This window comes from Streptomyces sp. NPDC043685, assembly GCF_056436585.1.
On the sequence record NZ_JBWKCH010000002.1, the window covers coordinates 712,019 to 734,143 of the forward strand.

At 71.1% G+C, this 22,125-nt stretch carries 17 protein-coding genes; 5 read left to right on the forward strand and 12 right to left on the reverse strand.

What is annotated here, in order from left to right:
* Window positions 1-38: 38 nt before the first annotated feature.
* From AC0665_RS07930 to AC0665_RS07960, 7 genes are all read right to left on the reverse strand, one after another.
* Complete coding sequence (locus AC0665_RS07930; protein ID WP_478704622.1) at window positions 39-1,187, reverse strand: aldose epimerase family protein; 1,149 nt, start codon at window positions 1,185-1,187, stop codon at window positions 39-41.
* Window positions 1,188-1,243: 56 nt separating this feature from the next.
* Complete coding sequence (gene mmsB, locus AC0665_RS07935) at window positions 1,244-2,488, reverse strand: multiple monosaccharide ABC transporter permease (protein ID WP_468413299.1); 1,245 nt, start codon at window positions 2,486-2,488, stop codon at window positions 1,244-1,246.
* Window positions 2,485-4,035, reverse strand: coding sequence for a multiple monosaccharide ABC transporter ATP-binding protein (mmsA, locus tag AC0665_RS07940; RefSeq protein ID WP_468413301.1), 1,551 nt, complete (start codon window positions 4,033-4,035; stop codon window positions 2,485-2,487). The genes mmsB and mmsA overlap by 4 nt, the downstream gene beginning before the upstream one ends.
* 43 nt (window positions 4,036-4,078) lie before the next feature.
* The gene (chvE, locus tag AC0665_RS07945) at window positions 4,079-5,191 is read right to left on the reverse strand and encodes a multiple monosaccharide ABC transporter substrate-binding protein (protein ID WP_468413303.1); all 1,113 of its coding nucleotides are present in this window, start codon (window positions 5,189-5,191) and stop codon (window positions 4,079-4,081) included.
* A 141-nt stretch (window positions 5,192-5,332) separates the two neighbouring features.
* On the reverse strand, window positions 5,333-6,301 hold the full coding sequence (locus AC0665_RS07950) for a hypothetical protein (RefSeq protein WP_478602486.1): 969 nt from the start codon (window positions 6,299-6,301) through the stop codon (window positions 5,333-5,335).
* A 127-nt stretch (window positions 6,302-6,428) separates the two neighbouring features.
* The gene (locus tag AC0665_RS07955; protein WP_478602488.1) at window positions 6,429-7,433 is read right to left on the reverse strand and encodes a zinc-dependent alcohol dehydrogenase; all 1,005 of its coding nucleotides are present in this window, start codon (window positions 7,431-7,433) and stop codon (window positions 6,429-6,431) included.
* Window positions 7,430-8,593 carry a mandelate racemase/muconate lactonizing enzyme family protein gene (locus tag AC0665_RS07960; protein WP_190049340.1) on the reverse strand — a complete coding sequence of 388 codons (1,164 nt, stop codon included), beginning with the start codon at window positions 8,591-8,593 and terminating at the stop codon, window positions 7,430-7,432. Before AC0665_RS07960 ends, AC0665_RS07955 begins: the two co-directional genes overlap by 4 nt.
* A 269-nt stretch (window positions 8,594-8,862) precedes the next feature.
* Here AC0665_RS07960 and AC0665_RS07965 point away from each other — a divergent pair, with 269 nt between their 5' ends.
* Complete coding sequence (locus AC0665_RS07965; RefSeq protein ID WP_478602490.1) at window positions 8,863-9,807, forward strand: SCO2400 family protein; 945 nt, start codon at window positions 8,863-8,865, stop codon at window positions 9,805-9,807.
* Between the two features lie 362 nt (window positions 9,808-10,169).
* Here the strand turns inward: AC0665_RS07965 and AC0665_RS07970 are convergent, their stop codons facing one another.
* Window positions 10,170-10,619, reverse strand: a complete 450-nt coding sequence (locus AC0665_RS07970) for a MarR family winged helix-turn-helix transcriptional regulator (RefSeq protein WP_363122281.1) — start codon at window positions 10,617-10,619, stop codon at window positions 10,170-10,172.
* Window positions 10,620-10,721: 102 nt separating this feature from the next.
* On the opposite strand from AC0665_RS07970, the gene AC0665_RS07975 reads away from it, so the two are divergent.
* Window positions 10,722-11,744, forward strand: a complete 1,023-nt coding sequence (locus AC0665_RS07975) for an NADP-dependent oxidoreductase (RefSeq protein WP_478602492.1) — start codon at window positions 10,722-10,724, stop codon at window positions 11,742-11,744.
* A gap of 96 nt (window positions 11,745-11,840) precedes the next feature.
* On the forward strand, window positions 11,841-12,260 hold the full coding sequence (locus AC0665_RS07980; protein ID WP_363122283.1) for an organic hydroperoxide resistance protein: 420 nt from the start codon (window positions 11,841-11,843) through the stop codon (window positions 12,258-12,260).
* Window positions 12,261-12,328: 68 nt separating this feature from the next.
* On the opposite strand, the gene AC0665_RS07985 is transcribed toward AC0665_RS07980, so the two are convergent.
* Together AC0665_RS07985 and AC0665_RS07990 are read right to left on the reverse strand one after the other, a co-directional pair.
* Window positions 12,329-13,474 (reverse strand): serine hydrolase domain-containing protein, encoded by a 1,146-nt coding sequence (locus AC0665_RS07985; protein WP_478704623.1) that lies wholly within the window; start codon window positions 13,472-13,474, stop codon window positions 12,329-12,331.
* Entirely contained in the window at window positions 13,471-16,044 is a 2,574-nt protein-coding gene (locus AC0665_RS07990; RefSeq protein ID WP_478704624.1) for a M14 family zinc carboxypeptidase, read from the reverse strand. The genes AC0665_RS07985 and AC0665_RS07990 overlap by 4 nt, the downstream gene beginning before the upstream one ends.
* A gap of 198 nt (window positions 16,045-16,242) precedes the next feature.
* On the opposite strand from AC0665_RS07990, the gene AC0665_RS07995 reads away from it, so the two are divergent.
* Window positions 16,243-17,070: an EI24 domain-containing protein gene (locus AC0665_RS07995; RefSeq protein ID WP_468413317.1), complete on the forward strand. Its 828-nt coding sequence runs from the start codon at window positions 16,243-16,245 to the stop codon at window positions 17,068-17,070.
* On the opposite strand, the gene AC0665_RS08000 is transcribed toward AC0665_RS07995, so the two are convergent.
* On the reverse strand, window positions 17,021-18,253 hold the full coding sequence (locus AC0665_RS08000) for a pyroglutamyl-peptidase I (RefSeq protein ID WP_478602498.1): 1,233 nt from the start codon (window positions 18,251-18,253) through the stop codon (window positions 17,021-17,023). The genes AC0665_RS07995 and AC0665_RS08000 overlap by 50 nt on opposite strands.
* Before the next feature lie 373 nt (window positions 18,254-18,626).
* Between AC0665_RS08000 and AC0665_RS08005 the strand changes: the two genes are divergently transcribed.
* On the forward strand, window positions 18,627-21,059 hold the full coding sequence (locus AC0665_RS08005; RefSeq protein ID WP_478602809.1) for a glycoside hydrolase family 3 protein: 2,433 nt from the start codon (window positions 18,627-18,629) through the stop codon (window positions 21,057-21,059).
* Window positions 21,060-21,139: 80 nt separating this feature from the next.
* Here AC0665_RS08005 and AC0665_RS08010 read toward each other — a convergent pair whose 3' ends face one another.
* Window positions 21,140-22,111, reverse strand: a complete 972-nt coding sequence (locus tag AC0665_RS08010; RefSeq protein WP_478602500.1) for an aldose epimerase family protein — start codon at window positions 22,109-22,111, stop codon at window positions 21,140-21,142.
* Between the last annotated feature and the right edge of the window lie 14 nt (window positions 22,112-22,125).

Genomic DNA, 22,125 nt, shown 5'->3' on the forward strand with positions numbered 1-22,125 from the left:
GGATCTCGTGCCCGTTCTGTGAAGACCTGTCAGTGGCCTCAGCAGCCGAACGTGTGGATCGTCGTCGTCCGGTACGTCTGCCCGGGCCGCAGCACCGTCGACGGGAACTTCGGCTTGTTCGGCGAGTCCGGGAAGTGCTGCGTCTCCAGGCACAGCGCGTCGCCCTGCCGGTAGGTGCGGCCGGACGGGCCGGTCAGCGTGCCGTCGAGGAAGTTGCCGGAGTAGAACTGCAGACCCGGCTCGTTCGTGGCGATCTTCATGCTGCGGCCGGAGGCCGGGTCGCGCAGGGTCGCCACGTGCTCGGGCCGGGCGGTGATGCCCTTGTCGAGGACCCAGTTGTGGTCGAAGCCCTTGGCGGTCACCAGCTGCGGGTGCGAGGTGCGGATGTCCCGGCCGATCGGCTTGGCCTTGCGGAAGTCGAAGGGCGTGCCCGCGACCTTGGCCAGCTCGCCGGTGGGGATCAGGCCCGCGTCGGTGGGCGTGTAGCGGGAGGCCGCGATGTGCAGCTCGTGGTCCTCGATCGTGCCGCTGCCCTCGCCGGCCAGGTTCCAGTAGACGTGGCTGGTGAGGTTGACGACGGTGGCCTTGTCCGTGGTGGCCTCGTAGTCGATGCGCCAGTCGCCGTGCCGGGTGAGCGTGTACGTCACCTTCGTCTTGAGCGTGCCCGGGTAGCCCATCTCGCCGTCGACGCTCGTGTAGTACAGGTGCAGGCCGACGTCGGAGCCCTTCACGAACGGCTCGACGTCCCACACGCGCTTGTCGAAGCCCTGCGTGCCGCCGTGCAGGCTCTGCTCGCCGTCGTTCACGGACAGCTGGTAGTTCTTGCCGTCGAGGGTGAACTTGCCCTTGCCGATGCGGTTGCCGTACCGGCCGATCAGGGCGCCGAAGTACGGGGTCTTGGCGACGTAGTCCTCGAGGTTGTCGAAGCCCGCGGAGACGTTGGCGTACCGGCCGCGACGGTCGGGGATCTCCAGGGACTGGACGACACCGCCCCAGGACAGGACCTTCAGGCGGGTGCCGCCGTTCTCCAGCGACCAGCTGTAGACCTTGGTGCCGTCGGCCAGTTTGCCGAAGAGCGTCTTCACCGGCTTCCTGCCTCCCGTGGCGTGCGCCGTGCCGCCGAGCGTGGTGGCGGCTATGCCCGCCGCCGCTGCTCCCGCGATGACCGTGCGTCTGTTCAGTTCCATGTGTGCGGCTCCCGATAAGGAGAGGGCCCCGCCTGCCGGCGGGGCCCCGATCTGACTTACGAACCGACCTTGCGCTTGTTCCACACGTCGAACCCGACCGCCGCCAGCAGCACCAGGCCCTTGATGACCTGCTGCCAGTCGGTGCCGATGCCGACGAGGTTCATACCGTTGTTCAGCACGCCCAGGACCAGGCCACCGATGATCGCGCCGAGGACGGTGCCGACACCGCCGCTCATCGACGCACCGCCGATGAACGAGGCCGCGATCGCCTCCAGCTCGAAGTTGAGGCCGGCCTTGGGAGAGGCCGCGTTGAAGCGGGCGGCGAAGACCAGACCCGCCAGGGCCGCGAGCATGCCCATGTTCAGGAAGACAAGGAAGGTGACCTTCTTGTCCTTCACACCCGACAGCTTGGCCGCCGGGAGGTTGCCGCCGATGGCGTAGATGTGACGGCCGATGATCGCGTTGCGCATGACGTAGCCGAAGCCGACGAGCAGCACACCGAGGATCAGCAGGACGATCGGGGCGCCCTTGTAGCTGGCCAGCAGCATGGTCAGGGTCAGCACCGCGGCGCCGATCGCGACCAGCTTCAGCAGGAACAGCTTGGTGGGCGGGACCTCCAGGTTGAACTCCTGCTGCCGCTTGCGGTCACGGACCTCCTGGAAGATCACGAAGGCGATCATCGCGAAGCCCAGCAGCAGGGTGAGGTTGTGGTAGTTCGTGTTGGGCCCGACCTCGGGCAGGAAGCCGTTGGCGACCTTCTGCAGTCCGTCCGGGAACGGGCCGAGGGTCTGGCCCTCCAGGAAGATCTCCGTCAGACCGCGGAAGATCAGCATGCCCGCCAGGGTCACGATGAACGACGGTATGCCGCCGTACGCGATGAAGAATCCTTGGACGGCACCCGCGACCGCGCCCACGGCCAGGCACAGCACCACCGCGAGCGGCCACGGCAGGTCCTGTTTGACCATGAACACGGCGGCCATCGAGCCGACGAAGGCCGTCAGCGAGCCGACCGACAGGTCGATGTGACCGGCGATGATGACCAGCATCATGCCGATCGCGAGGATCAGGATGTAGCTGTTCTGCAGCACCAGGTTGGAGACGTTGCGCGGCAGCAGCAGGTCGCCGTCGGTCCAGACGGCGAACAGGACCACGATCAGGCCCAGCGCGATCAGCATGCCGTACTGCCGCATGTTGCGGCGCATGCCGTCCATCACCAGCTGCAACAGGCCGTCGGCCGCGGCCCCTCCGCTCTTGCCCGGCGGCGCGGGGGCCGGGCTCTTGGCGGTCACGTCCGTGCTCATCGGGTTACCTCTTTGTCCTTCGTCATCTGACGCATCAGCGATTCCTGGGAGGCCTCGGCCCGCGAGAACTCACCCGTCAGCCGCCCCGCGGCCATCGTGTAGATGCGGTCGCACATGCCGAGCAGCTCGGGCAGCTCGGAGGAGATGAAGACGACCGCCTTGCCCTGGGCCGCCAACTGGTCGATGACCGTGTAGATCTCGTACTTGGCACCGACGTCGATGCCGCGCGTCGGCTCGTCCAGGATCAGCACGTCCGGACCCGAGAAGATCCACTTGCTGAGGACGACCTTCTGCTGGTTGCCGCCGGACAGCTTGCCCACCGGCTCGAACACCGTCGGCGCCTTGATGTTCATGGACTTGCGGAAGCCCTCGGCGACCTGCCGCTCCTCGTGCTCGTCGACCACACCGCGCTTGGAGACCTTGCCCAGGGCGCTCAGCGAGATGTTCCGGTTGATGGTGTCGATGAGGTTGAGGCCGTAGTGCTTGCGGTCCTCGGTGACGTAGGCGATGCCGTGCTTGACCGCCTCGGGGACGGACTTCGTACGGATCTCCTTGCCGTCCTTGAGGACGGTGCCGCCCGCGTACCGGCCGTAGGTGCGGCCGAACACACTCATCGCGAGCTCGGTGCGCCCGGCGCCCATCAGACCGGCGATCCCGACGATCTCCCCGCGCCGGACGTGCAGCGACACGTCGTCGCACACCTTGCGCTGCTGGTCGATCGGGTGGTGCACGGTCCAGCCCCGGATCTCCAGGGCCGGCGCCGCGCCCTCCTCGGGCTCGTGCGGCGACCGCTCCGGGAAGCGGTTCTCCAGGTCGCGGCCCACCATGCCGCTGATGATCCGGTCCTCGGTCGTCTCCGGGGCCTTCACATCGAGGGTCTCGATGGTCTGGCCGTCGCGCAGGATCGTCACCGAGTCGGCGACCTTGCGGATCTCGTTGAGCTTGTGGGAGATGATGATCGAGGTGATGCCCTGCTTCTTCAGCTCCAGGATCAGGTCCAGGAGTTTGCCGCTGTCCTCGTCGTTCAGCGCGGCGGTCGGCTCATCCAGGATGAGCAGCTTCACCTTCTTCGACAGGGCCTTGGCGATCTCCACGAGCTGCTGCTTGCCCACGCCGATGTCGGCGACGCGGGTGTCGGGGTGATCGGCCAGACCGACCCGGCGCAGCAGTTCGGTGGCGTGCCGCAGCGTCTCGGTCCAGCTGATGATCCCCCGGGTGGCGTGCTCGTTGCCGAGGAAGATGTTCTCCGCGAGGGAGAGGTAGGGCACCAGGGCCAGTTCCTGGTGGATGATCACGATGCCGCGCTCTTCGCTGGCCCGGATGTCCTTGAACTGGCAGACCTCTCCCTCGAAGAGGATGTCGCCCTCGTACGTGCCGTGCGGGTGGACGCCGGAGAGGACCTTCATCAAGGTCGACTTGCCGGCGCCGTTCTCCCCGCAGATGGCATGGACCTCGCCCTGACGAACGGTCAGCGTGACGTTCGACAGCGCCTTGACGCCGGGAAAGGTCTTGACGATCGAGCGCATTTCCAGGACGGGTCCCGCCATGGTCGTGCCTTCCAATCAGTGGTCGTCGGTCGGTGGCGGGGGACTACTTGAGGTCGCTCTCCTTGATGTAGCCGGAGTCGACGACCTCCTTCTGGTAGTTCGACTTGTCCACCGCGACCGGCTCCAGCAGGTAGGCCGGGACGACCTTCGCGCCGTTGTCGTAGGTCTTGGTGTCGTTGACCTCGGGCTTCTTCTTGTTCAGCAGCGCGTCGACCATGTTCGAGGACACCTTGGCGAGCTGGCGGGTGTCCTTGTAGACGGTCATCGACTGCTGGCCGGCGATGATCGACTTCACCGAGGCGACCTCGGCGTCCTGGCCCGTGACGACCGGCAGCGGCTTGCTCTTGGAGCCGTAGTCGTCGGACTTCAGCGCCGAGAGGATGCCGATGGAGATGCCGTCGTAGGGCGACAGGACCGCGTCGACCCGCTCGCTCTTGTAGGCCGAGGTCAGGATGTCGTCCATGCGCTTCTGGGCGGTGCCGCCGTCCCAGCGCAGGGTGGTGACCTGGTTGAGCTTGGTCTGGCCGGAGCGGACGACGAGCTGCTTCTTGTCGATGTACGGCTGCAGGACCTTCATCGCGCCGCCGAAGAAGTAGCGCGTGTTGTTGTCGTCGTTCGAGCCGGCGAAGAGCTCGATGTTGAACGGGCCCTTCTTGGAGCCGTCCTTCAGGCCGAGCTTCTCGACGATGTAGTTGCCCTGGAGCTCGCCGACCTTCTCGTTGTCGAACGAGGCGTAGTAGTCGACGTTCTGCGTGCCGAGGATCAGGCGGTCGTAGGAGATGACCGGGATGTTCGCGTCCTTGGCCTGCTGGAGCACGTTGTTCATCGACTTGTTGTCGATCGCGGCGATGATCAGCGCCTTGACGCCCTGCGTGATCAGGTTCTCGACCTGCGAGACCTGCTGGTCCGGGTCGTCCTCGCCGTAGACCAGCTTGGTCTTGTAGCCCTTGGACTCCAGGTCCGCGACGACGTTCTTGCCGTCGGCGATCCAGCGCTCGGAGGACTTGGTCGGCATCGCGATGCCGATGGTGGCGCCCTTGGTGTCCCCTTCGGCCTCCTTGCCGCCACCCTCGCTGCTCTGACCGCAGGCGGTCAGGGTGAGGGCGAGGGACGCGGCTCCGGCTATGGCGGTGAGGGCGGCTCTGCGGTTACGCATGATCGTCATCCTTGATCTGTGGCAGGGCTCGGTCTGGGAGGCGCGAAGTCGCTCCGGGTGGTCGTGCCGGAAAGACCGAGAAGAGATGTGTCGGATTGTGGTCGGCTGTGTCTTCTTTTGTGAAGCCGAGTTTCCGGAACGTTATGCCGAGATTTCGAACCGTTGCAGATCGCCGGGCATCCGGGACCCGAGCGGTGCCATGTCGCCGTCCGCGCCGTGGCGGGCCAGCAGGTCCAGGGCGAGCCGGCCGCGGCGCACCCGCTCCTTGGCGGTGGCCAGCGTCAACTCCCGCATGTGGTGCCCGTACGGGTAGATCCCGGGGGCCTTGGACAGGCCGAACTTCAGGTACAACGGGGCCCCGCGTCTGATGAGTTCGGCCACCTCGTACATGCGGACGTAGCCGCCGAGGTCGTCGGGCGCCTCGATGTACATGTCCATCGGAGCGGCCGACGCCCGCCGTATCTCGGTGAGGTGATCCAGCGTCAGGTCGCTGGGCACGTTGACCGAGTCGGCGCCGAGGCGCTCGTACACCGCGTACGCGGCCGGGTTGACGGGGCCGATGAGCGCGGAGACCTTCAGCGTCGTGTCGGCCGGGATGATCCCGGCGGCCCGGGCCCGGTGCAGCGTCCACAGCACGCCCTCGTCGGCGACGAGCAGGCACTTGACGCCCAACTCCGTTGCCCGGACGGCGTCTTCCACACAGCCGGCGACGGCGTCGTGGCCGCGGGCGCGCAGTCCGGCCCCCCGCGAGTCGGTGCGCGTGGACCCGCCGATGTCCCAGGTGCCGCGCGGGCCGGTGAACAGGCAGAGCTCGATGTCGCGCTCACCGGTGGACTCGACCATCTCGGTGATCTCGGCGTCGGTCAGCATCCACACGCCGCTGCCCTGGCTGATCCGGTGGATCGGCACGTCCAGCCGCGAGGCCTCCTTCAGCACCACCGCGAGCGCCTCGGGACCCTCGCAGGAGGGGATCTCGGTGCGCCAGCGGCCGCCGCCGGGGAAGGAGTGCGGGGAGGCGTCGGCGGGGTCGGGGGCGGGCGCGCTCAGGCCCAGGGCGGTGAGCGCCTGCTCACCGGGCCTGCGGGCTGCCGGGGCGGAAGCGTCGGTCACAGGAATGTCCTTCGGTTCGATATGTCGGACGATGTTCGCGGCTCTGGGGCGCCAGGGCAAGGGGTACGGCAAAGCTGGGTGTACGCCGGTACGGGAGCCGTCAGGTTGCCCCCGTACCGGCGTACGTCTAGGGGCGGAGCAGGACCTTGCCCACCTTCGGGTCGCCGGCCCCGACCAGCTCGATGGCCTGCGAGAACTCGGTGAGCGGCAGCTCGTGCGTCACCAGCGGCAACGGGTCGAGCAGACCGGCGGCGAACACCCGCACCGTGTGCGCCCAGGCGTCCGGCGGCGCACCGAAGACGGTGTGCACCTCCAGTTGCTTCACGACGAGGTCGGTCGGGTCGAGGCCCTCGGCGCCCGGCGCGGGGATGCCGGTCAGGACCAGCCGCCCGCCGCGCCTGAGCAGACCGGCGGAGATCCGGGCGGCGTCCGCCGAACCCGCCGTCTCGATCACCACGTCGATGTCGTCCGGCAGTTCCTCGTCCTTGGTCCGGAAGTCCGTCGCCCCGTACTGGCGCGACAGCGCCTCCCGGTCCCGGCGGGTGCCGACGACCAGCAGCTCGGCCGGCGAGTTCGCCTTCAGGAACTGCACGGCGAACATGCCGAGGGTTCCGGTGCCGACCACGGCGACGCGCTCGCCGGGCTGTGCGTTGCCCTTCAGCGCGGCGGCCGCGATGCACGCGGCCGGCTCCAGCAGGGCCGCGGCCGTGAGGTCGCAGTCGTCCGGCAGGACGTGCAGGAGCCGGGCCGGGAGGGTCAGCGTGGCCGCCATCGCGCCCGGCTGGGTGAACCCGGTCTCCTCGTACCCGGCCGTGCACAGGGTCGTCTCGCCCGCGTGGCAGCGGTCGCAGACCTGACAGTTTCGAAAGCCCTCACCGACGACCTTGCGGCCCACGAGCGAGGCCGGGACACCGGCACCCACGGCCTCCACGGTCCCGGACCACTCGTGGCCCGGGGTCAGCGGATAGCGCACATAGCCCTCGGGGCGATTGCCCTGGTAGACCTCGCGGTCGCTGCCGCAGATGCCCGAGGCGTGGACCCGCACGAGGGCCTCGCCCGGCTCGGGCGGCCGGGGCTCGTGCGGGACGAGCCGGTGCTCGCCCGGGGCGTCGACGACGACCGCGGTGCTCACTGCGAGCCCTTCGGCTTGCGCTGTTCCCAGCCCTCCGCCCAGAGGTCGAACCGGGCCTGCTGCTGCGGGAACTCGGCAGCGGCGTCGACGTCCAGCTCCACTCCGAGGCCCGGGGCGTCGGAGAGGTGGAAGCAGCCGTCCTCCGGGTTGACCTGCGGGGCGCCCTTGACGACCTTCTTGATCTCCGCGTCGGCGAAGTCGTTGAAGTGCTCCAGGATCTTGAAGTTCGGGGAGGTGAAGCCCACCTGGAGGGACGCGGCGGTCAGGACCGAGCCGCCCACGTTGTGCGGAGCCACCAGCATGTAGTGCGTCTCGGCGGTCGCCGCGAGCTTGCGGGTCTCCCAGATGCCGCCGATGTGGCCGACGTCCGGCTGAATGATGTCGACGGCCTGGCTGTCGAACAGCTCGCGGAACTCGATCCGGTCGTGGATGCGCTCACCGGTGGCGACCGGCATGTCGACCTTGGCGGCGACCTTCTCCAGCGCCTTGAGGTTCTCCGGCGGGACCGGCTCCTCCAGCCACGCCGGCTTGAACGGCGCCAGCTCCTTGGCCAGGCGCACGGCCGTGGCGGGGGAGAAGCGGCCGTGCATCTCCAGCATCAGCTCGGCCTCGGGGCCGATGGCGTCGCGGACGGCCTCGATCAGGGAGACGGCGTACAGCGTCTCCTTGTGGTCCAGCTCGAAGTGGCCGGTGCCGAAGGGGTCGATCTTCAGCGCCCGGTAGCCGCGCTCCATGACCCCCTGGGCGGCCTTGTGGTACGCCTCCGGGGTCCGCTCGGTGGTGTACCAGCCGTTGGCGTATGCCTTGACCTTGTCGGTGACCTTGCCGCCCAGCAGCTGCCAGACGGGGACGCCCAGGGCCTTGCCCTTGATGTCCCAGCACGCCATCTCGATCACGGCGATGCCGGACATCACGATCTCGCCCGCACGGCCGTAGTCGCCGTACTTCATGCGCTTGACGAGGTCCTCGACGGCGAAGGGGTCGGAGCCGAGGATGTGGTTGGCCTGGGCCTCCTTCAGGTAACCGAGAAGGGCGTCGGTGTGTCCCAGCATCCGGGTCTCGCCGACTCCGGTGATGCCTTCGTCGGTGTGCACCTGGACGTACGTCAGGTTGCGCCACGGCGTCCCGACCACGTGTGTGCTGATTCCGGTGATGCGCACGGCGGTTGTCCCTCGCAGCTTCGTCGGCTCTTTTGCGTCAGTGTCTTGCGTCAGCATCCCGCTCGCGTTCCGGCGCCTCGGTCTGTTCGAGATTTCGGCACGCGTTCGAAATGCTGGCGTGACAGTAAGGATCGGGCGGCAGGGGTGTCAATGGGTCGCGCGCATAACGGTTTCGACAGTCTCGAAACCGCGGAGGAGTCGTGTCCCTACAGAACCTTCACAGGTGGATCTAGGAACGGGACCCGCGCGGAACTTAATCTTCCCGCGTCATGGACTACTGCGACCCGTGCCGACGGCACCTCAACGGCGCCCTCGCCTGCCCGGGGTGCGGCACATCGGCCGAAGAACTGCGCCGGCACGAGCCGGGATACGGCGACTACGGCGCCCCGGCGTCCGGGTACGCGAGCATCGCGCCGGAGCGGACCTCGGCTTCGGACGGGCCGAAAGCCCCGGACGCACCGAACGCCTCCGGCGACGGATACGACGGCGGCTACGGCGACGACCATGACGGATACGGCGACGCTCACGGCGACGCGTACGACGACGTCCACGGCGACGGAGACCACGAACCGCGCGGCGATGACGACGACCACCCGCGCGGCGATGACGACGACCACCCGCGCGGCGACGACGGCGAGCCCACGGGGCGCGCCGTCCGGCGGCGTGGACGCGGGCCGGGCCCGGCCGCCGACGGCCCGGGCGGATCGAGCCGACGGGACCGCAAGGCCGCGGCGCACCGCCGCCGGCGCCGCAGGACCCTGTTCGTGGCGGCCGGGTTCGTGCTGGCCGCGGGCGGTCTGAGCCTCGCGGAACTCGGAATGGACGCCCCCCGGTCGACGCCCAGGCCGGCCGCGGCCGGAGGCGAGTCCGCGGACGGGGAGGCGTCGGCCGAAGCGGGGGAGCCGGGCCGATCTCCGGGTGGCGGGACGGGAACTGACAGGGCGTCGGACTCTCCCTCCCCGGAGGCTTCCGACTCGCCCTCGACCTCGGCGTCCCCCAAGGACGGGGCCTCGGAGTCCCCGAAGGCCGACGGCCCGAGCGAGGACCCCCGGTCGGCCGCGGCGGGCGATCCCACCGGCCGCCCGACCGCCGCCCCCACCGCAGCCCCACCGGCCCCGGACCCGACACCGACCTCGGACCCGACGACCCCCGCACCCGACCCGGAACCGACCCCGTCCCAGACGTGCGACCGGTTCCTGTGGTGGTGCACGTAGGCTCTCCCGCCGTGGAGCACTGACATCCTCACGCGGCTCGACCGCCCGTCCGCGTGGGGCTGGCAACCGCAGGTCTGGACGGTCCGGGCCGGGCCCGGCGTCCGCTCCGGGCCGTGCTTCGCCGAAGGGGCCGATGGGTCGGCCCGAAACCCCGTACGCGACGGGCTGACCACCGCAGGCCTGAGCACGTCCCGGCCGGCCCGGCCTCCGGTCCCGGGCCGTGCCTCACCGAAGGGGCGACGGGCGGCTCGAATCCGTCCGCGTCGCGCTGACCGTGGCAGACCTGAGCCGGACCCGGCCCCCCGGCGACCGTCGGCCTCCACCCGGACCGGGGGCGAGGCCGTCAACGGCCGGGGCGGGGCTCAGCCCAGCATTCGTCGCAGCGCATCGCGCAGTGCCACCCGTTCCCCCTCGGAGAGCCCGGCCAGGGGCTCCCGGGCGAACCGCAAAGACTCCCGCAGGCTGCGGGCCACCCGCCGGCCCTCCTCCGTGGCCGCCGCCACCTTCACCCTGCGGTCCGCGGGAGCCGGCCGCCGCTCGACCAGTCCCCGCGCCTCCAGCCGGTCCACGATGCCCGTCACATTGGACGGCTCGCATTTCAGCTGCTGGGCCAGCCTGCGCATGGGCAGCGGTTCCAGGCACAGCAGGCTGAGCAGCCGTGCCTGTGCGCCGGTCAGGGCGTGTTCCGCGGCCGCCGACTCGTAGTCCTCGTGGAACCGCGCCACCACCTCCCCGATCAGCTCGACCACCTCGAGGGTCAGCGGATCAGGGCGCTTTGTCACGTCTTGGGGCGTCGGAACGGTGGAGGCCATGCCCTCCAGGGTACTCGGTTATTTGACAACCTGAAAGTTTCAGGAGCATGGTTGTTTCAGGTACTGAAACATTCGCATCGAGTCAGTGAGGTAAGGCGCATCATGACCGACACCCCCACCCTTCCCGCCGTCAGCCGCGAGTGGCACCTGGCGAGCCGTCCCGTCGGATGGCCGAAGCCGGAGGACTTCGCCTTCGTCGAGGTGGAGGTCCCGCAGCCGGGTGAGGGCCAGGTCCTCGTCCGGAACAAGTACCTCTCCGTGGACCCCTACATGCGCGGCCGGATGAGCGACGCGAAGTCCTACGTCGCCCCGTTCGAGATCGGCAAGGTCATGCAGGGCGGCGCCGTCGGCGAGGTCGTGGCCTCGAACGCCGAGGGCCTGTCCGTCGGGGACCACGTGCTGCACTTCTTCGGGTGGCGCGAGTACGCGGTCGTCGACGCGAAGAACGCCGTGAAGGTGGACGCGCAGGCCGCGCCGCTGTCGGCGTACCTCGGTGTGCTGGGCATGACCGGCCTCACCGCCTACGCGGGCCTGCTGCGGACCGCCGCCTTCAAGGAGGGCGACACCGTCTTCGTCTCCGGTGCCGCCGGCGCCGTGGGCGGCCAGGTCGGCCAGATCGCCAAGCTGAAGGGCGCCTCGCGGGTCATCGGCTCCGCCGGTTCGGACGAGAAGGTGAAGCTCCTCGTGGAGGAGTACGGCTTCGACGCCGCCTTCAACTACAAGGACGGGCCCGTCGCCCGGCAGCTGCGCGACGCCGCCCCGGACGGGATCGACGTCTACTTCGACAACGTCGGCGGTGACCACCTGGAGGCGGCCATCGGCTCCCTCAACGAGGGCGGCCGGATCGCCGTCTGCGGCATGATCTCCGTCTACAACAACACCGAGCCCGCCCCGGGTCCGAAGAACCTCGCCCGGCTCATCCAGACCCGCGGCCGCATCCAGGGCTTCCTGGTCGGGGACCACTACGACCTTCAGCCGCAGTTCGTGAAGGAGGTCGCCCCCTGGGTCGCCTCCGGCGAGCTGAAGTACCGCGAGACCGTCGTCGAGGGCATCGAGAACAACCTCGAGGCGTTCCTGGGCGTGCTGCGCGGCGACAACACCGGGAAGATGATCGTCAAGCTCTGACGCCTTCCCCCAGGATTCCGGCATGCGGTAACTTGTTTCCGAATCCGTCCCGGCCCGGGCGCGAGCCGCGGCGGACGACCTGAGGAACACAACCGCATGCCGATCCAGCAGTCCGACGTCCTGTACACCGCCGTCGCCACCGCCGAGAACGGGCGCGACGGCCGGGTCGCCACCGACGACGGCACACTCGACGTCGTCGTCAACCCGCCGAAGGAACTGGGCGGGAGCGGCGCCGGCACCAACCCGGAGCAGTTGTTCGCCGCCGGTTACAGCGCCTGCTTCCAGGGGGCGCTCGGTGTCGTCGCCCGCCAGGAGGGGGCCGACCTCACCGGTTCGACCGTGACCGCGAAGGTCGGTCTCGGCAAGAACGGGGACGGCTTCGGGATCATCGTCGAGATAGCGGCCGACATCCCGAAGGTGGACCGGGGCACCGCCCGCTCGCTGATCGAGAAGGCGCACGAGGTGTGCCCGTACTCGAAGGCGACCCGCGGCGACATCACCGTGACGCTGGTCTGAGGACCGTCGTTGCACACACGGAGGCCGCACCCTTGGACGTGGGGTGCGGCCTCCGTCCGTGCCCGGGCTCAGCGCGCCAGCGCCGCCGTGTGGACCGCCCGCGCCAGACGGTCGTTCTCCGGCGCCGCCCCGCCGGGGAAGGCGAACCGGCGGCGCGTGTAGCCGTAGGCGAGGCCGCTCCACGGATCCGCGAAGGCCTGCGAGCCGCCCGCGCCGCTGTGCCCGATCGTCCCGGCCCCGAGGAACGGGTGCCACGTGTCAGCCGTCATCTGGAAGCCCAGCCCGAACGACTTGTGGGTCCGGGCCACCAGGTCGTACCCGGCGGAGTGGAACTGGCCGAACTCCGCCACCGTGTCCGGCTTCAGCAGCGGCGCCTGCTCGCCCACCCCGCTGATCGCCGCCGCGTACATCCCCGCCAGCCCGCGCGCGGACGCCACCCCGCCCACCGACGCCGGGCCCTTCGCCCGGATCAGCGGCATGTTCGGCAGCTCGACGAGGTCCGTCGGCTCCGCCGCGTTGCCGTTGAACGCGATCGAGGCGAGCGAGTGGGGGCCCGAGGACGCGGCGTCGAGGAGGGCCTGCTGCTTCGGGGTCGGGGCCATCGGCTGGGTGCCGCGGAAGCGCGGTTCCTCGGGAGCGGGCAGGCCCAGGTGGAAGTCCAGTCCGTACGGGCTCCTGATCCGCTCCTGGTAGACCTCCTGGAGCGTGCGCCCGGTCGCGCGGCGGACGACCTCACCGGCCAGGGCCCCGGCGACCAGCGCGTGATAGCCGAAGGCGGTGCCCGGACGCCAGAACGGCCGCTGGTCGGCCAGGCGTTCGGCGAGCTGGCGGTCGTCGGCCAGCTCCGCGAGGGTGAAGCCGCTGTCCGTGCCGATCACGCCCGCCCGGTGCGCCAGCAGGTCCCGCAGCGTCAGGGCTCCCTTGCCCTCGGCCGCGAACTCCGGCCAGTAGTACGTCACTTTGCGGTCCAGTTCGAGCGTGCCGTCCTGGACGAGCAGGGCCACGACCAGATAGGCGGCGCCCTTGGTGGACGAGAACACGCCGTACAGGGCGTCCGCGCCGGTCCCCGCCCACAGGTCGACGACCTTCCGGCCGTGGACGTAGGCGCACAGCTGCCCCTCGTAATCGGCTCGTTCAGCGGCGACGAAGGCGGCGAACTCCTCGCGCACCGCTTCGAAGCCGTCCGCCACGGTGCCGTGGATCTCCTGCGTCATCCGCTCTCCTCAACTGAACCGCTGTGTGCCACTGTGAACAATGCCCTCGCCACGTGCGGGAATTCTCCCTTGGGGTGGTCCCGGAAGAGTGGTTCGGTGCCGAACAGGACCGTCTGACCTCCGCTGACGACCGAAGCCTGCCCGGCCGCTCCGGCCGGACCGCCGGTGCCGTCGCGCAGCGGCCGCCAGTGCCCGGAGACCAGGGGATTCCCGGTCGCGTACGACTGCTCGACGCGGACGCCGGGGCCGGGACCGGTGAACCACAGCGGGGCGTAGACGAAGCCGTGCGCGGGCGCACCGCGCGTGAGCGGCCCCGAGTTCGTCACCCGCACCACGCCGTTCGCGTCCCCGTTGCCCTCCACCGCCTTGACGTCCAGCCGGCCCACCGCCGCGTTCAGGGCCGCTCCGGCCGCGCCCCGGCCGACCAGGCCGTGTCCGTCGAGGAAGGCGTCCAGGGCCTGGCGGGCGGGGGCCGTCAGGGCGGAGCGGTCCAGCCCGGCGGACACGAACAGCACGTCCGCGCCCGACCAGTCGAAGCCCGCGTTCAGGACGGCCGTCGAGACCGGAGTGACCTCGAAGCCCATCTCCCGCAGCGCGAACAGCTCACCCGGCGTGACGGCCGCGGCGACACGCAGGCGGTGCAGCGGCGCCGTCCCGGTGTGCCGTGTCGCCGTGAAGGACACGTCGTGGGCGCGGGCGGCGCCGAGCGCCTCGCGTCGGGCCGACGCCGCGACGATCACGCTGCCGTCCCCCGCCCGCCGGACCGGAACTCCCTGCCGGAGCAGGGAGTTGAGGGCGGCGACCTCGCGCGGGTCGGTCAGCCGCAGCCGGAGGTTTCCGTGCGCCGGCACGTGGGCGACGGGTGCGGCCTCGCCGATCGCGCGCAGGGGCGCCCCCCGCAGGCTGCCCGACGGCACCCGCTCGACCGTGGCGCCCCACAGACGGCCCAGGCTCCAGCCGGAGATGTCGTACATCACCGACACCTTGTCGCTGATGTCCCGGCCGTCGGCCAGCAGCGCGTTGGCCATGCCGCGCCTGGGCTGGTGCATGTCGACGACGTACGAGCCCTCGGGGTGGGACCGTCCGGCGAGCCGGAAGGGGCGCGTGGCACGGGTGACCCGCACGCCGTTGGCCAGGAGGTGGTCGACCAGGCGCGCGGCGGCCGGAGCCGAGCGCTGGGTGCGGGCGTCGCCTGGCGGGATGACGTAGGCGCGCGGGAACGTGGTCGTGTAGACGTCCTCGGGACCGATCCCCGGGACGCCGGGGACCGTCTTCGGCGACACCGGCACCTGCGGGGCGCCCGCCGCGCCACGGCGGAAGACCTCGATCTGGTCGGCGATCAGGGTGCCGCGGTGCGCGCGGACGTGGTCCAGGGTCGCGTGGATCGCCGCGCGCGCCACGGCCGTGTTGACCGCCGAACGGCGCCGCAGCTCCGGCACGGGCAGGTCGTCGTACTCCTTGTTGTTCACCGCCAGCGGGATCTCCACCGTGTGGGCCGCCACGGTGCCGTGGAAGGCCGCGTACTGCGGGGTGAAGATCGGCGGCCAGTCGTCCCAGCCCTCCTGCTGGTCGCGGAAGGGGATCTGCGCCGGTTCCACGCCGTCCTTGGCGGGCGTGTAGCCGAGGGCGTTCACCGCGGACTCCATGCCGAGGGCGTTGGCGTAGGAGTTCTTCAGGAAGAGGTCGTACTCGTAGTTCTCGCCGTGCGGGGGAGTGGTCGGCTCGATCAGGGTGCCGTTGACGTAGCCGTGCAGGTCGAGCAGGACGGCCGGCTGCTTGCCGAGCTGGATCCGCCGCATCGCGCGGGTCTCGGGCTGGGAGGCGGTGACGAAGTCCCGGTTCAGGTCGAAGCCGTTCGCGTTGGCGCGGGTTCCGGCGATCCGGCCGTCCGGGTTGGCCGTGATGTTGAAGTACAGGCGGCTGTGCGCGAGAAGGTCCCGGGTCTTGGCGTCCGTGGCCGTCGCGAGCTGCTCGATGACCTTCAGGGAGGCGTCCGTGCCCTCCCACTCGTTGCCGTGGATGTTGCTGTTGACGAAGACGGGAGTCTTGTAATCGCGCCTGATCCCGGGGGACTTCGCCGCCGCGGCGGGCGCGTTCCCGATCAGCTCGCGCATCCGCTCCTGGGCGCGGGCCTGCCGGGTGGTCTCCGGGGCGGTGACGGTGACGAGGTAGAGGCGGTGGCCGCCGGCGGAGCGGCCGGTCACCTCCACGCTCACCCGGTCGCCGAGGCGCTGGAGGGCGTTCAGCCGCGGCGCGATCGCGTGGTACGGCGTGAGGCCCAGCTTCAGGGACGTGTCGGAGGGGTTCACCGGGTCGGGGGAGAGGGTCCGGCGGCGGGGGTAACCACGGTCGGCCGTCGCGCCGGGGGTCTCCCGCGGCGCGGCGAGGGCCCGCCGGGCCGCGCTCTCGGGAGCGCGTGCCGCCCGGTCCTCCGCGCCGCCGCCCTCGCGGGTGACGGGCTTCGGGTCCGCGCCGGCGGTGCCGGGGGCGAGCAGCGGTGCCGTCGCCGCGGCGAGGGCGAGGGCGACGATCAGCGCGGGTCTCGCAGGAACGGTTCTCGTGGTGCGCACGCGTACCTCCTCCTGGGGCTTGCTGAGATCGGTACGGCGAGGTGTACCGGTTCGACTCAACGGCAACAAGGGTGCGTTGGTGTCACCGGTGACCCGGACGGCTCCGACGGACGGGTCTCGCCGGGCCCGGGGGACCCGTGACAGCGGTGTGACCGGAGCGCGTCATGAGCGCGACAGGGGCCCGGATAGGGTTTCCCCATGCGCGATCTAGGGACGGGTTTCCGGTACCTCCTCAAGGGCCAGCGATGGGTGGCCCGGCACGGCAGGAGCTACGGCTTCGGGCTGCTCCCGGGCCTGATCACCCTCGTGCTGTACGCGGCGGTGCTGGTCGCGCTGGCCCTGTGGGGCGAGGACGCCGTGCGCTGGGCGACGCCCTTCGCGGACGACTGGTCCGGCCCGTGGCCCGGGCTCTTCCGCGGCTTCCTGACCGTCGTGCTGTTCGCCCTCGCCCTGCTCCTGGCCGTCGTGACGTTCACCGCGGTGACCCTGCTGATCGGGCAGCCCTTCTACGAGAACCTCTCCGAACGGGTCGACCGGGACGTGTCCCCGGACGGGCACGCCCCCGAGTCGGAGCTGCCGCTCTGGCGCGAGTTGTGGATCTCCGCCCGCGACAGCCTCCGCATCGTGGTGCGGGCCGCCCTGTGGGGTGTGCTGCTGTTCGGGTGCGGCTTCATCCCGGTGGTCGGGCAGACGGTCGTCCCGGTGCTCGGGTTCTTCGTCACCGGGTTCTTCCTCACGGAGGAACTGACCGCCGTCGCCCTCCAGCGCCGCGGCGTCGCACTGCGCACCCGCCTGACCCTGTTGCGCTCCCGCAAGACCCTCGTCTGGGGCTTCGGCACCCCGCTCGCCGTGGCCTTCCTGGTGCCGGTCGTCGCGGTGTTCCTGATGCCGGGCGCGGTCGCGGGCGCCACCCTCATGGCGCGTGATCTGCTCGGCGAGGACATCCAGGAGGGTGGCGAGAAGGGCGACCGCGCCTCTACGACGCTTCCGCGGCCACCCTCAGGATCGCCCTCACCTGGGCGATGATGTCCAGCCGGTTCCGCACGAACTCCGGGTCGGTGACCTCGGTGGTGTTCCCGGCGCCGAACTGGAGCACCGGCGCGTGCACATGCCCGCCCGGCAGCGTGCCGTGCAGCCCCAGCCGGTCCCGCAGCAGCGTCGCCCGGTAGGCGATCTCGTTGGACAGGTAGTCGCCGCCCCCGCCCGCACGGGCGGTCGAACCGGGCGTCGGCCCCTCGGGGCGTACGACGGGCTCGGTGCCGCCGGCCGGGATCTCGGTGACACTCGTGTTGTCGTACACCGGGAAACGGCCGGTCGGCGCGGCGGTGATCGCCGCGTACGGCAGCGTGGTCGCCGTCCACTGCGGCTGTGAGGCCGGGTCGCTCACCGGCACCGTCTCGGTGCGGCCGATGGTGTCGTTGTCCGCGAAGCCGCCCCGCCAGGCCCCGTTGGTCCGCTCGATGTCGAACCGCCCGACCCGGCCCTGGCTCACCGTGGTGAACAGGTCGGCCTGCGGCAGGTGCGGCCGCAGGGTCCGCTCCACCGTCCCGTCGGTGAAGTCCCGCCAGCGCACCGGGAACACGGCCGTCTCGATCCGGGCCGGTCCGTCCGCCGTCTCGATCACCGTGCCGTCGAGGGCCAGCGCGGTGGCGCCGGACGGGTTGGAGATACGGATGTCCCGGTCCAGCGTGAACGGGTCGAAGCCGGTGAGCAGGATCCGCTTCAGGCCCTTGCCGTGCGGATACCGGATGGCGTCCTGGCCGCGCGAGCTGCGCTCCAGTGCGTCCAGCAGCCCGGCCCGCTGCCCGTCCGTCAGACCGAACGCGGGCTCCCACGTGCGCACTTCACGCGTCATGCCGAGCCGCGCCCAGTACAGCGGCCGGTCGTCGTCCCGGCTCAGGTCCCCGCCGGACGGACCGCGCCCCTGGGCCCGGTCGACCGCGTGCCGCCACAGCGACGAACCCTCGCGGGCCACCACCCGGCTGGCCTCCCGGTAGGAGCGGGCCGAGTCGAGGGCCCGGGCCAACCGCGGGGCCACGGTGTCGAATCCGGAACGGCGCAGGATCTCCTGCGGGGCGGCCCGGTCGAGCCGCTGCTCCTCCACGGTCGGGGCGGGCGCCGCCCGGGAGGCGCTCGCGGCCTGGGGGGTGGTGAGACCGGTCAGCAGGGCGAGCCCGAGGACGCCGAGGCGAACGCGTATGCGGTTCAAGGGTGTTCAGGCCTTCCGTCGCGGTGGGGGGTCGGTGCCGGACGGGCGCAGTATCGCGTGACGGGTGGGGTCCACGCCATGGGTGACGGGCGGGTGACGGACCACGGGTCAGCCATCGCCCTCGCCGAGCAGCGTCAGGAAGTCCCGTGGCGGGACGCATGGCGTTGTACTCGACCAGCACGATCTCGGCGCGCCGTGCCCTCCTTCGCGGCTGAACCGCCGCCGCTCTCGCGGAGGTGGTCGCCCGCCGTGTGGGTTGCTCGATCAGTGGTCGCGGTCACGAGTCCTTCGCATGCTGCCGAGGCAGGATGACGACATCGACATCGACATCGACATCGACGAGGAGGCCGACGTGGCGGAGACGACACAGGCGATGCAGGATGCGGCCCGTGAGGTCGCCGTCGAGGCCGCCCTCGGCGCACTCGACCTGGACGCCAAGACGCGGCTGCTGGCCGGCCAGGACCTGTGGAGCCTGCCCGCGATCGAGGAGGCCGGACTGGCCTCGCTGGTCATGTCGGACGGCCCGATCGGCGTCCGAGGAGTGCGCTGGAGCGCCGACGACCCGTCCGTCGCCCTGCCCTCCCCGACGGCGCTGGCCGCCACCTGGGACCCCGAACTGGCCCACCGGGCCGGGGTGCTGCTGGCCCAGGAGGCCCGCCGCAAGGGCGTCCACCTGCTGCTCGCCCCCACGGTCAACCTGCACCGCTCCCCGCTCGGCGGCCGTCACTTCGAGGCCTACAGCGAGGACCCCTACCTCACCGGGCGGATCGGCACCGAGTACGTCCGCGGCGTCCAGTCCGGCGGCGTCGGCACCACCGTCAAGCACTTCGTCGCCAACGACGCCGAGACCGACCGCCTCACCGTGAACAACCTCGTCGGCCAACGCGCGCTGCGCGAGCTGTACCTGGCCCCCTTCGAGGCGATCGTCGAGAACGCCCACCCCTGGGGCATCATGACCGCCTACAACTCCGTCAACGGCCCGACCATGACCGAGCACCACCACCTGGTCAACGAGGTCCTGCGCGGCGAGTGGGGCTTCGACGGCGTCAACGTCTCCGACTGGACCGCCGCCCGCTCCACCACCGGCGCCCTCACCGGCGGCCTCGACATCGCCATGCCCGGCCCCGGCACCGTCTACGGCGAGGCCCTCGCCCGGGCCGTCCGCGACGGCGAGGCCGACGAGGCACTGGTCGACGACGCCGTCCGCCGCGTGCTGCGCCTCGCCGCCCGGGTCGGCGTCCTGGAGGGCGCCGAACCGGCCGTCACCGACCCGCCCGCCCCCGTGGACGGCGAGGCACTCGCGCGCGAGATCGCCCGCCGCTCCTTCGTCCTGGTCCGCAACGACGACGGCGTGCTGCCGCTGAGGCCCGGCCGGGTCGCGCTGATCGGCGCCGCCGCCCGCGACGCCCGCGTCCTCGGCGGCGGCTCCGCCACCGTCTTCCCCGCCCGGGTCGTCTCCCCGCTCGACGGCCTCACCGCTGCCCTCCCCGAGGGCACCCTCAGCTACACCCTCGGCGCCGACCCCAACACCGAACTCCCCGTCGCCGACAAGGGGTTCGAGCTGCGCGCCGTCTGCCGGGACACCACCGGGCAGGTCATCGGCACCCGCTTTGCCTCCAGCGGCCACATCCAGTGGACGAGCGCCGACCTCCCCGACGGCGTCACCGAGGACGCCCTGCACACGGTCGAACTGACCGGCACCTTCACCCCGCGCGAGAGCGGCACGCACACCATCGGCTTCAAGGGGCTCGGCCCGTTCAAGCTCACCGTCGACGGCACCACGTACTTCGACGGCGTCCAGCGCCCCTCCGGGGACGGCGACCCCTTCGCGGCCTTCTCCGGCGCCCCGGTGCCCCACGCCCGGCCCGAACTGACCGCGGGCGAACCGGTCGAGGTCTCTCTCACCCATACGGTCCCGCCGCCGGACGGCAACCCCATGTGGGGCATCGGCTTCACCCTCGCCCACCAGGACCCGCAGCGCGACGCCGACGAGCTGATCGCCGAGGCCGCCGAGGCCGCCCGGGCCGCCGACACCGCCGTCGTCGTGGTCGCCACCACCGACCGCGTCGAGTCCGAGGGCTTCGACCGCACCGACCTGCGGCTGCCCGGCCGCCAGGACGACCTGGTCCGCACCGTCGCCGCCGCCAACCCCCGCACCGTCGTGGTCGTCAACTCAGGCTCCCCGGTGGAACTGCCGTGGCGCGACGAGGTCGCCGCCGTGCTCCTGTCCTGGTTCCCCGGCCAGGAGGGCGGCGCGGCCCTCGCGGACGTCCTCACCGGAGCCCACGAACCCGGCGGGCGGCTGCCCACCACCTGGGGCACCCTCGCCGACGCCCCGGTCACCCGGGTCGTCCCGGAGAACGGCGAACTCCCCTACGACGAGGGCGTCTTCATCGGCTACCGCGCCTGGGAGAAGCACGGCCGCAGCCCCGCCTACCCCTTCGGCCACGGCCTCGGCTACACCGACTGGACCTACGACTCCGTCCAGATGGAGGAGAGCGCCGGGACGGTCACCGCGACGGTCCGTCTGCGCAACACCGGCGACCGCCCCGGCCGCGAGGTCGTCCAGCTCTACCTGGCCCCGGGCGACCCCGACCCCACGCGCCCGGCCCGCTGGCTGGCCGGCTTCGCGACCGTCGAGGCCGCACCGGGCGACAGCGCCGAGGCGGTCGTCGAACTACCGCGCCGCGCCTTCGAGATCTGGGACGAGACGAACGCCTCGTGGTCGTTTGTGAAGGGTTCGTACGAGATCCAGGTCGGACGCTCGATCGCGGACCGCAGGATCACCGCGACGATTAACGTCTGATCCGGGACACGTTCCCCGCCAGGCAGCCCCGGTCCGGGACCTGACCTCCGGACCGGGGCTCGTGGTCTGTCACGGACCCCTCAGCGGGCGTCGAACCCGTACACCGTCTCCGAGCGGTACACCGCGCCCGGCCGCAGCACGGTCGTCGGGAAGTCCGGCCGGTTCGGCGAATCGGGGAAGTGCTGGGTCTCCAGCGCGATGCCCTCGCCGGGCGCGAAGGGGCCGCTCAGGTGGTCGGCGGTGTACAGCTGGAGGCCGGGCTCGGTGGTCGCCACCGTCAGCACCCGCCCCGACGCCGGGTCGTGCAGTTCGGCGACCTCCACCGGAGCGGCCGTCACCCCCTTGTCCAGCACGAAGTTGTGGTCGTAGCCGGAGCCGGTCTTGCGGGCCTCGCGGAAGTCGAAGCGCGTGCCGGTCACGTCCCGCGGGTCACCGGCCGGGATGAGGTGCTCGTCGACCGGCGTGTACCGGGAGGCGGCCAGGCGCAGCTCATGGCCGCCCGCGTCGCCGGAGCCGGCCAGGTTGAAGTAGCTGTGGTTGGTCAGGTTCACCACGGTCGGCGCGTCGGTCACCGCCTCGTAGGCGATCCGCAGCGCCCCGCTCGCGTCGAGCGTGTACGTCGCCGAGACCTCCAGCCGGCCGGGGAACCCCTCCTCGCCGTGCGGGCTGACCCGCGTCAGCCGCACCCCGTGCGTGACCGGCTCCGCCTCCCACACCCGCTTGTCGAAGCCCCGCACCCCGCCGTGCAGCGCGTTCGGCCCGTTGTTCGGCTCCAGAGCGTACGTCCGCCCGTCCAGGGTGAAGCGGCCACCGGCGATCCGGTTGGCGTACCGCCCGACCAGGGCACCGAGATAGGGCTCCGGGTGGGTGAGATACCCGTCGAGGTCCGGGAACCCCAGCACCACGTCCCCGGCCCGGCCCTCCCGGTCCGGCACCTCCACGGACTGCACGATCCCGCCGTACGACAGCACCCGTACCCGCACGCCCGAGCGCTCCAGGGTCCAGCGGTGCACCGGGGTGCCGTCGGAAAGTGTCCCGAAGAGTTCGTTCATGTGCGGAACTCTAG